Annotated in this window: 14 protein-coding genes; all 14 read right to left on the bottom strand. The window is 40.6% G+C overall.

Annotated elements, in window-relative coordinates:
- Positions 1-179 precede the first annotated feature (179 nt).
- The gene (locus GM661_RS02385; protein WP_230868580.1) at positions 180-575 is read right to left on the bottom strand and encodes a RuvX/YqgF family protein; all 396 of its coding nucleotides are present in this window, start codon (positions 573-575) and stop codon (positions 180-182) included.
- A 2-nt stretch (positions 576-577) separates the two neighbouring features.
- The gene (locus tag GM661_RS02380; RefSeq protein ID WP_230868579.1) at positions 578-1858 is read right to left on the bottom strand and encodes a DUF3084 domain-containing protein; all 1281 of its coding nucleotides are present in this window, start codon (positions 1856-1858) and stop codon (positions 578-580) included.
- Between the two features lie 23 nt (positions 1859-1881).
- Positions 1882-2973, bottom strand: a complete 1092-nt coding sequence (locus tag GM661_RS02375; RefSeq protein ID WP_230868578.1) for an LptF/LptG family permease — start codon at positions 2971-2973, stop codon at positions 1882-1884.
- Positions 2974-3199: 226 nt separating this feature from the next.
- The gene (gene lptB, locus GM661_RS02370) at positions 3200-3919 is read right to left on the bottom strand and encodes an LPS export ABC transporter ATP-binding protein (RefSeq protein WP_230868577.1); all 720 of its coding nucleotides are present in this window, start codon (positions 3917-3919) and stop codon (positions 3200-3202) included.
- 3 nt (positions 3920-3922) lie between these two features.
- Positions 3923-4561, bottom strand: a complete 639-nt coding sequence (locus GM661_RS02365; RefSeq protein WP_230868576.1) for an LptA/OstA family protein — start codon at positions 4559-4561, stop codon at positions 3923-3925.
- Positions 4558-5148 carry an LPS export ABC transporter periplasmic protein LptC gene (lptC, locus tag GM661_RS02360; RefSeq protein ID WP_230868575.1) on the bottom strand — a complete coding sequence of 197 codons (591 nt, stop codon included), beginning with the start codon at positions 5146-5148 and terminating at the stop codon, positions 4558-4560. The genes GM661_RS02365 and lptC overlap by 4 nt, the downstream gene beginning before the upstream one ends.
- A gap of 203 nt (positions 5149-5351) precedes the next feature.
- Positions 5352-6497: a lipid-A-disaccharide synthase gene (gene lpxB / locus GM661_RS02355; RefSeq protein ID WP_456237556.1), complete on the bottom strand. Its 1146-nt coding sequence runs from the start codon at positions 6495-6497 to the stop codon at positions 5352-5354.
- A 4-nt stretch (positions 6498-6501) separates the two neighbouring features.
- A complete protein-coding gene (locus GM661_RS02350) occupies positions 6502-7314 on the bottom strand; it encodes an LpxI family protein (RefSeq protein WP_230868573.1) in 813 nt (270 codons plus the stop codon).
- Positions 7315-7325: 11 nt separating this feature from the next.
- A complete protein-coding gene (lpxA, locus tag GM661_RS02345; RefSeq protein ID WP_125991929.1) occupies positions 7326-8102 on the bottom strand; it encodes an acyl-ACP--UDP-N-acetylglucosamine O-acyltransferase in 777 nt (258 codons plus the stop codon).
- A 49-nt stretch (positions 8103-8151) separates the two neighbouring features.
- Positions 8152-8580, bottom strand: a complete 429-nt coding sequence (gene fabZ / locus GM661_RS02340) for a 3-hydroxyacyl-ACP dehydratase FabZ (RefSeq protein WP_125987819.1) — start codon at positions 8578-8580, stop codon at positions 8152-8154.
- The gene (gene lpxC / locus GM661_RS02335; RefSeq protein WP_230868572.1) at positions 8567-9448 is read right to left on the bottom strand and encodes a UDP-3-O-acyl-N-acetylglucosamine deacetylase; all 882 of its coding nucleotides are present in this window, start codon (positions 9446-9448) and stop codon (positions 8567-8569) included. Before lpxC ends, fabZ begins: the two co-directional genes overlap by 14 nt.
- 75 nt (positions 9449-9523) lie before the next feature.
- Positions 9524-10255, bottom strand: coding sequence for an amino acid ABC transporter ATP-binding protein (locus GM661_RS02330; protein ID WP_230868571.1), 732 nt, complete (start codon positions 10253-10255; stop codon positions 9524-9526).
- Positions 10256-10285: 30 nt separating this feature from the next.
- Entirely contained in the window at positions 10286-12634 is a 2349-nt protein-coding gene (locus GM661_RS02325; protein WP_230868570.1) for an ABC transporter permease, read from the bottom strand.
- Between the two features lie 324 nt (positions 12635-12958).
- Positions 12959-13567, bottom strand: a complete 609-nt coding sequence (locus GM661_RS02320) for a YjbH domain-containing protein (protein WP_230868569.1) — start codon at positions 13565-13567, stop codon at positions 12959-12961.
- Positions 13568-13731 lie beyond the last annotated feature (164 nt).

The raw sequence follows: 13731 nt of genomic DNA, 5'->3' as shown, positions 1-13731 counted from the left end.
ACACAAATCCTAAAACTCCTGCAAGGAAATAAAGTTTTTTAATATTTTTTAAAAATCCTTTTTCCAATACAACACCTATAATTATAAGTGTTTTATCTGATTCTGTCTATATATATTCCACTTTTCCTCCTAAAGTCCTGCAAAAAAAGATAAAAATTATCTGTTAGTATTATCCAGTATTATAACCCCTTATCTTTCAGATACCTCTCTCCCAAAATTACAGCTGCATAATCATCTACCGGAAAAGAGGGTTTCCACTTGATAAAAGACAGGAAGAAGCGCTTAATACCGGAGTATTTTACCTGGCGGTATCTCTCTTCAGCAGCCAGCGTAGTATAGGCCTCCTTTATTAACATCAGAGGCAAGTCATAGTTTTTCTCAATCTTCCTGGCAACCTCCTCTGAAAATGTCCCATTACCAAGGACAACCTCCTCTATTTTATACCTATTCAGGAGTTCAAGCAGATATGATTCAATTTTTTCTGTTGCCACTATTTCCTGAAAAATGACAGCAGCATCGCCTGTCATAACAGCTATCCCACACTTATCCCTCCCGGGGTCAATGGCCAGCAGCATAACTATTCCCCCTCAACAGAACTGATTTCAAAGCTGAGGTTATTTGATAACCTATCCTCACGCCAGATATCTTCCCCGGCATAGGCCTTTATCTTAACCTTACCATGGTAATTCAAGATTTGGTTATGGAGCCGGTAAAATTCATCATAATCAATACTACCGACATCACCCTGGTTATCAACCAGGAGTCCTTCTCTAACAGCCCTAGTATTAATATCAGTCAGTAGTTCACTTAATTTATCTTCAATATCTTTCCCATCAGCATCTATTACACATTCAGCAATATACTCATCTTGTTGAAAAACAATAAAATCTTCATTTAAAATAAAATTGGCATATACCCAGTCACCTTGAGGGACATTAACACTAGCCACCAGACTGACAATAACTCGGTCATAATCGGCATTAATAATTGTCCGGGCCACTGTAAAAATCTCTTCTGCTCTAAGCTGAAGGGTAGTCCCTAGTTCTTCGTCAACTCTGACTGGATACTCCTTCACCTTTTGATCAGCCCTCTCCAGAAAGGCTGACAGCTGGTCAACTATCTCCTGCTGTGTCTGTCCGGTCTCAATCACATCTGAATAAATTATGTCTCCCCGCTGGAAGACTATATCCCCTTCCCGGTAATACTGCAGTCCAGCACCATATTTATAGGCCATAAACCTGGCTTTTTCATAATCTTCATTAAGAGAATCTATCTTTTCATTTAATACCACCATCTTATTTTCCAGTTCTTTCCTCTGTTCGTGCAAGCTGGCTATCCTTTCATTTAATTCCTGATTAGTATCCTGCAACTCTACTCGCTTATTTTCCAGTTCTTTCACATCACTACGGGTATTAGTAAGTTCATCCTGGGTAGCCAACAGTTTTTGTCTGGTTCTGGCAAATTCCTGCTGATTCTGGTTCAGTTTTTCTTCCAGTTCAGTCTTCTGCTGCTGAATCAGGACCAGTTCCCTTTCCCGTTCAGCGATCTCTACCTCCCTATCCTGTAGGGACCGATCTTTAACTGCCAGCTGCTGGTTGAGGTCATCAAGCCTTACTAAAACCTCCTGAATATTAAATAATGCCTTACGGACACCATTATTGGTAAGAAGAATAACTGTGATAGTCAGAGTAGCAATCAGGACACCTGTCAAGACTGTTATGATTATTGAGGTATATTTTGGGCGCAGGCCAAAGAGGGATATCCTTTTCTTGCCGATTTTCATACCGATCTGATCCCCCAGATAGGCCATAAAGCCACTAAGGGTTATCACAACGCTTACCAGCAGTATCCCATACATAAGCCTTCACCCCTTCCGATATCTTATCTCCCCAGACGATAGAGCATTATTCCCCCTGTAATCATAAAAACAAAATTTTGTAGCCAGGCCCCCAAAAATGGCGGAATCGTTCCCTGCTCTCCCAGGGCACTACCAACAGTCATTAATGTATAATAAATAAAAATAACAATAATACTCAAACCCATACCAGTAGCCGAGCCACCTGAACGTTGGGGTTGAATCCCCAGTGTTGCTGCCAGCAGAGCAAAAATAAAACTAGCAAAGGGAATCGATATACGTTGATGAAGTTCTACTAACTCCTTATTAACATCATTCCCCTGTGATTTCTTAAGATTAATATATTCTATTAATTCAGTAAAATTCATATCAGATATTTTTTTATTTAAACGAGCCATCTGAGCTGGTGTATAATTTAGATTATTAACATCATATTCTTCAAATTTCAGATCTGGTATCCGCTCACCAGGTTCGAGTCGATAAATATGCCCGTTTAAAAACTTCCATCTATCCCCTGTATAAACAGCGTTTTCAGCCTGAATCAAGGTAACAGGTTTCCCCTCTTCATAATCCTGAAAGATTATCTCCTGCATAACACCTGTTTCCCCATCATAAAGTTTAGTATAGAGAACATAATCAGGGTAACCATCTTTCAAAGGGGTAAGGAAGAGATTATGTTGTGTAGAAGGCATCCTCTCCCCATGTTTAAACTGATAGACTATCTGTTCATTAAGATAATTAGCCTGTGGTACAATATATTCATTAACACCGATAGTAAATAAAGTCATTAATATTCCCAGGAATAAAGCAGGGCGCACCAAACGATAAACACTGATACCACCTGCCCTTAAAGCAGTGATCTCATTATCACCAGACAACCTCCCATAGGACATAATAGTCCCTAAGAGGGTAGCCATCGGAAAAGTTATAACAATAATTGTTGGCAGATTTAAGAAAAACAACTGAAGCAAGGTCAGAAGTTCAACTCCATAGTTGTTATAGTATTCAATTAATTCAAAGAGTAAATCTGTACCAATAAAAATAGCAGCAAAAGCAGCAATTCCAAATAGTAGTGGTGTTATTAATTCGATAAAAATATAACGGTAGATAATCTTCAATTACTGGCACCCCTCTTTTTACATCAACTTACTATATTTCTTTATTAGATAAAGCATCCCGACCACCACTGTTATTAATCCAGACAAATATATTTACTGGACGACTCTAGAAATTGTCTGGAGGCATGGACGCCGGAAGACAATTTCTCGACAGTAAGCGAAAGTAGGACACTGTAGCGCACGACAAGGGAAGTAAATATATTTGTCGGTCTTATAACAATCCAACCTACATCGTAAATCTTTCCCCCAGATAAAATTTACGGGCCAGCTCACTGGAGGCTACCTCTTCTGAATTACCGGATAAAAGTATTTCACCTTCATGCATAATATAGGCCCGGTCAATGATGGTCAGTGTTTCGCGTACATTATGGTCAGTAATTAAAACCCCCAGCCCCCTGTCTTTTAGATAGCTAATAATATTCTGTATATCACAGACAGCTATTGGATCTACCCCGGCAAAGGGTTCATCTAACAGGATAAAAGAAGGTTCTGTGGCCAGAGCCCTTGCAATTTCCACCCGGCGTCTTTCCCCTCCAGATAACTGATAGCCCTTTCTATCTCTTAAACGACTGATACCAAACTCATCCAGCAGTTTCTCCATAAACTCACAAGCCTCATCATTACTCAGATTCCTGGCCTGTAAAATAGACATTATATTATCTGCAACTGATAGTTTCTGAAAAACAGAAGCCTCCTGTGCTAGATAACCAATACCTTTCCTGGCCCTGAGATAAACAGGCAGTCTGGTAATATTATCATTATCAAGCCAGATTTCTCCACCTTCAGGTTTAATCAAACCGACTACCATATAGAAAGTAGTAGTCTTACCAGCACCATTTGGTCCCAGCAGCCCTACTATCTCTCCATGCTCAACCCTTAAGTCCACTCTATCTACAACTCGTTGTTTATTATATTCCTTAATCAGCTCTTTAGCTATGATTGTCATCTGCTATTCCCCTCTATTCTCATAGAGAAAATGGGCTCCACCTGCCAGGGTCATTTTACCAGTCACCAGATCCAGTTCCATTTTTTCACCAGAAAAACTATGTCCCAATTGTTCTCCACTAACATTCCCTGTCAGATAAGCCAGGTTTTTATCAGTATAATATCTAATCTGATCTGCCCTGGCCTTAATATCCTGATATTCCAGATAGGGTCTACCCTTAACTATTACTTCCCCTGCTATCCTATCATAGAATAACTCTTCACCTGTCAGGAAAGCATCTGTACCTGTGAGCTCTACATTACCCCTGGCAGTAAAAGATTCTTCAGTAAGATTTCCTTTTAATTCATCAGCAGTGAGCTGGTAATCCTGATCCACTAGCAAAATATCCTCATCCAAATTTACTTCCCCAGTCACTGAATTATAATAAATTGTCTCTGCCTCCAAACGGAGGTCATTATAGATTACTAGAGCACTCCCGCGAGCAGTTATTTCCTGTCCAGAGGGTTCCAGTGAACTAATACTTATCTCATCACCAAATATACCATCTTCTCCTTCAGCAGATAAAACTGTAACATTAATAATTATTACTGCTAAAACAAGTATTAATATTATTAAATAAGTACATTTATTTATTATCTTCATGAACCCTTACCCACCTCTTTCCAGAGAAGTGCTGCCCGCTCCTGCTCATCTTTATAGACAGTTATCTGGCTAAAATCAGTATTAGCCTGAAACCTCCCACCTGTCAACTGATAGGATGGTGAAGTAAAACTAACACCACCACTACCTCTGATTAATTCTTCATCCCTGTCCCAGTCAAGATGGGCTGTCATCATCCTCAGTTCATCCTTTTCCATCACAACAGAACCAGTAATCTCCATCTCACCCAGTGCAGAGCGGTAATTACAGTAATCAGCAGTAATAGTATATAAGACCTCATCATTCTCATCATAGGCAGTAAGCTTGAGTGGTGATAGCTTAAGCAGTTCTCCCTGTGAAAAACTGCTAATATCACTGGACTTTATCTGCCAGCTAACAGAATCATCCCCATTAAAAACAGTCAAATCAATATCCTTAAATTTATTCTCAGGGATTGTATCTGCCTCCAGAGTCTCTGTACTGCTGTCATCGCTTTCATCAACTGCAGGTTGATAGGTAAAAGCAAAGTAAACCCCGCTTATTAATACCACTGTAATTAATAAAACAAGAGCAAAAACCCTACCTGACATAATATCAACCCCTCTATTACTAAAGAAATCCAAAACAAACATATTATTCTGTAACTTAGACAAATATATTTACTGGATGACTCTTGAAATTGTACGTAGGCAGGACGCCGAAGGACAATTTCACGACAGTAAGCGGAGGTAGGACACCGCAGCGCACGGCAAGGGAAGTAAATATATTTGTCGAAGATATATTCATAATTATCTTAAGACAAATTAGCTTTCTTCAATACCAGTTCAGCAACACGCCTGACAGCACCACTAGAGCCCAGTTTCTGTTTGACCCCTGCTAGTTGTTCTCTAGCTTCTCTGAGTGCAAAAGGACTCTCCAGCAGACACTTCAGCTCAAAGAGTATCCTGTCAGCTGTCAAATTCTGCTGAATTAATTCTGGTACTATCTCTTTACCAGCAATTATATTGGGCAGGCCAACATAGTCAGTCTTCATCAGCTTAGTAGCCAACCAATAGGTAGAGGCACTGGTCCGATAGACGATCAACATCGGTGTACCGATAATTGCTGCCTCCAGAGTAGCTGTCCCTGAAGCTGTAACCAGCACAGCAGCAATCTTCATTACCTCATGAGAAAAGCCCTCAACCAGTTTAACTACCAAGCTGTACCTGGCAGCTCTCCTGGCGACAAATGACCTGTCAATACCATCAGCCAGAGGTAGCACAAATTGATACCCTTTATTCTCTTTAGCAAGTTCTGCTGCTGCCTCCAACATATCAGGAAGGAGTTTTTCTACTTCCTGTCGGCGACTCCCCGGTAGAAGACCGATAACCGGTCTATCAGGGGATAATTCTAAATCATGACAGATCTCCTCTTTTTCCTTATTTACCCTGACCATATCCAGGAGCGGGTGACCTACAAACTCTACGTCAGCTCCTGCCCGACGGTATACTTCGGCTTCCATGGGAAAGACAGAGGCAATTGTTGCTCGATAGCGGGTCATCCATCCGGCCCGCCAGCTGCCCCACACCCAGGCAGAAGGACTAAAGTAATTAACAAGCGGGACACCGAGTCTACTAACCGCACGGGCCAGCAGCATATTAAACCCAGAGTTGTCTACCAGTAAGATAAGGTCTGGTCTCCTCTCCTTAACACTCTTTTTAAGGAGCCTGAGATTGGCTAAGTGCTGTCTGGTGTTCTTAAAAGCTTCAATAAAACCAATCGTACTCAGTTCCCCCGGGTCAATTAATATCTCGACACCCTCTTTTTTTAAAAATGTAGAACCCATCCCATAAAAAGTAATATCAGGTGCAATCTCCTTAATAGCCTTTACCACCTGTGCAGCATGCATATCACCGGAGACTTCACCTGTAACAACCATTATCTTACCCAAAAGGCCCACCTCACTAACCTGAAGCTTCCATAGCCATAATTATAATACCATGTCTCTCTGCTTCCTTAATTAAGCTCTCCTGTTCGATTATAAAAGTCTTACCGGCTTCTATGACCAGCCCTCTGGCATTAATCTCTATTAAATTTCTAATAGTTGTTTCACCAATTGTTGGTATATCAAACCGCCAGTCCTGCTGTGGTTTACTCACTTTAGCAACCACAGCCCCTGGACCACCGAGCTGACCAGCGCGTTTTATGGCCAGGTCAGTGCCCTCAATAGCTTCAACAGCCAGTACAGCCTTGTTTTTAACAACAACCGTCTGTCCAATATCCAGCCTGCCTATCTCACGGGCTATCTGAAAGCCGTACTTCATATCTGAAAGTAATTGCTCATCAGGTTTGCCTGAAGTTAATAATCCTGCTTCAGGAAACAATTCCCTTATATAAGTAGCCTGATCTATTACTTTAATACCCTCACTGGCCAGTTCTGCCACAAAAGCCAGCATAATATTATCATCCTGAAGGACATCAAGCCCTGCCAGGAGTCTCTCCATCCTCTGATCTAGTTGAACACCCTGAAAAAGCAGTGTTTTTTCGACCTTACCAATCATAACTAATTCTTTAATGCCGTCTGCTTTAATGGTATTGATAAGTTCATCCAGGGCAGCAACATTAATATCTCTTACCTGATCAGCAATTCCCTCCAGCTCTCTTTTCTCTTCTTTTATTAATCTATAAATATATACCTCATGTCCATTTTGCTGGGCTGCTTTCGCCCAGATAAATGGCAAGCGTCCTTTACCAGCAAGCAAACCTATCCTGGACATATCAAATCACACTACCTACAGATACCGCGCTGAGCATTCCGTAAAAACCGCAGAAAGTGTTCTATCTCTTCACTGGCATCCAGTTCTTGATCCATTTTTTCAATGGCCTGAGAGATATTAAGATTGGAACGATAAAGTAATTTATATGCCCGCTTTATCTCTGACCTTAATTCTGGCGAAACACCATTGCGCCGCAGGCCGACTACATTAATACCATTGACCCGGGCCGGGTGGCCGTCTACTAAAACATAAGGTGGTACATCCTTAACCACCTTGGAATGGGCACCAACCATAGCCATCTTACCTATTCTAACAAACTGATGGATACCAGTTAAACCGGTAAGTACAGCATAATCTTCAACAATAACATGTCCAGCTAAATTAGTAGCATTTGACATAATAATATGATTACCCAGTTGACAATCATGAGCCACATGACAATAAGCCATAATTAGGTTATCATTACCAATCCAGGTCTCCCCACCACCCTCTTCTGTTCCACGGTGTATGGTAGCATTTTCCCGGATAGTATTATTATCACCGATAAAGAGATAACTCTCTTCACCCTTGAATTTCATATCCTGTGGTTCCAGACCTATCGAGGCCCCGTGAAAAATTTGATTATTCTTACCTAGCTTGGTCCAGCCTTCTATGAGTACATGTGGACCAACTTTTGTACCCTCCCCTATCTCAACATTCTCTCCAATAATACTGTAAGGGCCTATCTCTACACCCTTACCAAGTTTTGCTCCAGGCTTAATAATGGCTGTTGAATGTATATCAGCCATATGGAGCAGTTTCCTTTCCGCTCTTTGACTCAAAACCCCTCTCTCCCTTCTATTTATCTTCAAAGGCAAACATCAATTCTGCCTCAGTCACTAGTTTATCTTCCACATAGGCATTGGCCAAAACTTTAGCAATTCGACCCCTGGCCCTGATAATTTCAGCCTCAATCTTTAAGGTGTCGCCAGGTATAACCGGCCGGCGGATCCTGACCTTATCAATACCTGCAAATAGTGGTATCTTATCTTCCAGATCACTATGACTGTGCATCAATAAAAAACCTGATACTTGGGCCATTGATTCTACAATTAAAACACCAGGCATAATAGGGTGTCCTGGATAATGCCCCTGAAAAAATTCTTCATTCATTGTTACATTCTTAAGACCAACAACCTTTTCCTCTTTCAATTCCACTATCCTGTCTACCAGTAAAAAAGGATATCGGTGTGGTAATATTTCCTGAATCTCATTAATATACATCATTACTTACTTCTACCTCCTCTTCAATAACAAACCTTTTCTTTATTTCTTTAGCCAGTTCTACATGTAGGTAATGTCCTGATTTAACAGAAATAATGTGCCCGCGAATATAACCGTTTAAGGCCATATCACCGACAACATCAAGCACCTTATGTCTGGCAAACTCATCAGAGAAACGCAGGGGATTTACAGTTCCCTCTTCGCCAATCAAAACAGCATTCTCCAGACTTCCCCCTAAGGCCAGTCCTCTTCTATGAAGGGTCTCAATCTCCCTCTCAAAACCAAAGGTCCTTGCCGGAGCAAAATCATCTATAAAGGAATCCCTACCCATGTCAAACTCCCTAAACTGTGAACCAATCACAGGGTGGTCATAATGAAGGGTATAACTTATTTTAAACCCATCATAGGGCAGGGCAACCATATACATATCCCCTTTTTTAACTGAAACTGGTTCTTCTATCTGCCAGCTCATACGTGGTACAGCTAATTCCCTGATAGTAGCCTGTTTAATCAAATCAATAAAGGGAAGGGCACTACCATCACCAACAGGGGTCTCAGCATTATCAATCTCTATAATAGCATTATCAACACCCATAGCCCATAAAGCTGACATAATATGTTCTATAGTGTGTACCCTGGCTTCTTCATTAGTACTCAAGCCAATACTGGTACATCTCCTGGTAGAAACTACATTTAACGGATCTGCCTTAATCTCCGGACTACCCGGCAGGTCTACCCGGCGAAATACAATACCCCGATCAGCTTTAGCAGGAAGGCATTTAATACTTACTTCTTTACCGCTGTGAAGCGCAGTACCTGAATAATTTATTGCTTTAGTGATTGTCTTTTGAAAACTACCTCCCTTAGTCATTTTCCCCCTCCTTCTAATATCTATCTTCTTTAATTCAATAAGCAATATAAAAACTCCTGCATATTTTTATTATTTTTAAGTATAATTGATAATTTTTTTATATTTTTTACCTATCCAGGAGCCTGGATTTTCAAAAACCGTTGTTGGTTTTCCTGATTCAACAAATTTTCCCTTATCCATAAAATAAACCTGATCAGCTACTCTACGGGCAAATGTCACTTCATGGGTAACTATTATCATCGAAGTGCGTTTCCGAACAACAATATCCTCCAGAACATCAAGAACCTCTCTAACCAGTATCGGGTCAAGTGAAGCTGTTGGTTCATCAAAGAGGATCAGCTCAGGTTCCAGCACAAGGGCCCGGGCAATACCAACTCGCTGTTTCTCACCACCACTCAGGTTTAATACACTGGCATCACCCATCTCTGCCAGGCCCACATCAGCCAGGGCAAGAACTGCCTTTTCACAGGCCTCAGCTACTGAATAACCCTTTTTAATAAGGCCCAGGGCAACGTTCTGTTTGACATCCAGGCGTTTAATTAGATTGAAATGCTGGAAGACAAAACCAATATTCTGCCTGACTCCTTCCAGTTTATCCTGGGTAAGCTGGTGAACCGGTATGTCCCTAAAAAATATCTCTCCATCATCAGGTTCAACAAGTCTGTTAATTGAACGGATAAAAGTTGATTTTCCACAACCACTCGGCCCCATAACAGCAGTAATCTCACCTGACCTGAGTTCAAAGTCTATTTCATCTAATACTATATCATTATTAAAGCTTTTTTTCAAACCTTTTATCCTCAGCATTATACTCCCTCCTGGGGATTTAATAATATCTTATTTAAAAATAATTCTGGGGTAATTCATTAGGTAGAGTAATCCAGGTTTACCAGCCGGTATAATAATCTCATGCATTATCTCTGCTGTGGAAAAACCCAGAGCCTTACCTGCCTCCCATTCTTCTCTATCTACTGGATTAAGCATCTTAGATAAAAATGCGATCAAAACACCTGACAAACCACCGACAATAAATTCTGTACTAAAATTAAGATAAGGAAAATCTATCCCACTCAGCAGGCAGATCAAACTAAAGATTAAACCCCCACTTACAAAACCATAAAAATATCCCCTGCTGCCATTAAGCCTCAGTGTACTTATAATCAATGATTGATCCATAATCATTACCAGTATAGTAAATACAAAAGCAACAATTGTTGAAATAACAGCCCTGACCTGGTTTAAGACATTAAAAATCTCCCCCCGTGTATTGGGCTGTAAAACCCCGGCATCCATCTCTATATAGGTAACAGTCGGGTTGTTTACAACCCCTTCTATCTTATTAACAAGCCCCTTGCTATTATATTTTCCTTTAATTAACAGTTGAATCTGATCACCTGGAATCACCTGACCAGCTATATAACTATCAATCAAATTAATCGTCTCAACAATCTCAGATTCTTCAAGATCAGGTAATGAATTCTGAATATAAGAGAGTTGATTCAAAACAACAGGTAAGCGGTTGGTATTTAAGTCCTGTAGTAATTCCTGAATAGATGTCAGCTTATCCTGTAATTGACTGGCATCTATAATCCTGGCAGTCTGATCAATGTCTGCAATAATCCCTTCGATCTCCTGCCAGTTCGCCCCACTATTTAAGGTCTCCTCAACCTTGAGTAGTGAAGCAATCTTTTCCTCCCAGCTCCCAATAGAACTTAGAACCGGATCCATATCTGCCAGTCTCATGGCCACCAGGTCATAATTATCATCTAAACCTTCAGAAAGCCGTAGAAAGATATCTTTCAGTTCATCTAACTGCTGATACATACCGTTACTACGCGGCACATAGGCTATCTTTTCTTCAATCAGTGCAGCACCTTCTTTTAGATTATTACTGGTCATAACCAGCTCCCGCTGAATATCTGTAATATCACCTGTATTTTTCTTAATATCATCAAGGATACCCAGTAACTCAGACAGAAAGTTTGACAGCCCCTCCTGCTGCCATTCTTCTAGAGAACTGCTCAGTTTCTGACTGGTATTTTCCAGTTGACCTAAACCATCATTTATCCCCGCTAAATCCTCACTGAGCATATTACTAAACTCAACAAGCTGTTCACTCTGTTCCAGGAAACCCTCCAGTTTAGGGGCTATTTCATTAAGTTGTTCCAGGGCATCAGCCAGCTCCTGGCGCGGGTTATCTACTATGCCTTTACCCAGGTATTTTACCTCATCCCCATAGTCCTGAAAATAAACCTCCAGAGAAATGGGTTTATTAATACTCCCCTCCTGAACCAGAGCAATGACCTGCTGATCAGTATTACTGATTACCTCCAGGACAAATTGCTCACCATCTTCATTACTGGCCAGCAGGGTACTCCCTTCCAGAACAGCCTCACTATTTTCAAGATCACTAATAAGCACTTTAGTAGCATAGGACATCAGAAAAGTCTTCATCTGTTTTAAACTGGTCAAAAGAGAAACCCGATCTGACTCATTACTGATCGTCACATCAATAACCTCATCAAGGTTACCCTCTACCAGTTCAACAACCTCTCCCCTCAACTGGCCGAGGTTAGACGGGTGCTGGTTGAGGGGATATCTGACCTCCAGGATATGATAATTACTCAGAATACTATTTATCTCTTTCTTAACTTCAGTAAGAAACTCCGGTTTTTTTACAATAATATCAAGGCCATCACTACTAGGATAGATAAAGTCTATTCCCTCTATCTCAGCTATAAGTGGTCTAATAACCGGCAGAGTATCCCCCCTGAAACCTCTGATAGACAGTTTCGGTTCTGTCATGATAGTCTTGCTCATTAACCCAGGGATATCAGAGAAATATTTGCCCAGATTAACATATACCTCTTCATTCTTATATTTATCAGGTATTTTCAATAAGTAATTACTACTCCCTGCCACCTTAGGTCCTGTCTTAAAAGAAGAACCCGGGAGAGTATCAGCAGCTATATTTTTAATCTGCTCTATAGCGATATCTTCCTTATCACTGGAGATAGTAAACAAAAGGTCATATTCTCCAGAATCACCAATAAGACCGCTGACCATATTAGCAAAATAATTATCAGCGAGATAACCCCCAGCCAGAGCCAGGATAACCCCCAGCAGAATAGCAGCAGCCATCAGTAAAAAGATATCTTTCCTGAAAGCAGTTTTCATCCAAAACATATATCTGTCACCCCTATCTAACAAATATTATACCATCAGCCACAAGCACCTGTAAACGCCCAGTGCTATGCAATATATGGTAAATGAATTGAGTTTTATCAAAATAAAAATTATTACTATTCTATCTTAACTCAGACAAATATATTTGCTGTACGACTCTAGAAATTATCCGTAGGCAGGACGCCGAAGGAGAATTTCTCGACAGTAAGTGGAGGTAGGACACCGCAGCGCACGACAAGGGAAGTAAATATATTTGTCGATCTTTATAATTATATTTTTACAAGAAAAAGTCCCCATTACTGAGGACTTTTCTTACCGTATATTTTAAAAACTATAATTCATCCCTAATTTTACCTTCTCAAAATCCATTAACCCGGCATCAACAGCTATCGCTTCACGGAAATAAACCCTGACACCAAGATTAACCTGTCGATTAGCATATTCCGCCATCAGATTAATGGGAAGGGGGACACCTGTTGAAGAAGAAGTCTGGACAGCCACCGGGTTGATCAGTTTATTAAAACCAAGAAACAAACCATCAAATTCCCCGTTGCCTATCCCCAGGTGTGCCCTAATATCATGACCAAGATTTTTGCTCATTACAAAATAAAAATCTTTCTCTCTAGCCCCTATACTAACTGAAGGAAAACCATCCTTCTCATCAAATAACAGAAGCTTTAGACTACCAGCAGTCTCCAGCTCATCATCCTTATCCAGATAATTACCAACAACACCCAACTGAACCCTGTCAGCCAGAGCAAAAACTCCCTCAATATTCCTGTGCGAACCCGGAATTATCTCTCCGCGAACTAATACATCACCATGAATCAACCCCGCTGTCGGCATCTCCAAAAGCCTGTCCACAGCCATAACACTCCCAGCTACATTCACTAATACTACTAAAAAAAGAAATCCTACTACATATCTTCTCACATCTATTTCCCCTTTATTGGTATATTTAAGTAATACTGGAATATTTATAATCGCTAAATTAAACAAAACATGCCTATTTTAGCATATATGAATGAACTTGAAAAAGCTCCATCCCCGCACTTAAGCCAATTAGCGATTAACAAAATCCTGTTTGAACGCAACGT

It is taken from the genome of Iocasia fonsfrigidae (genome assembly GCF_017751145.1).
Lineage (GTDB): Bacteria > Bacillota > Halanaerobiia > Halanaerobiales > DTU029 > Iocasia > Iocasia fonsfrigidae.
The sequence above is the reverse complement of the archived record's forward strand: the minus strand, read 5'-3'. Positions and strand labels throughout refer to the sequence as shown.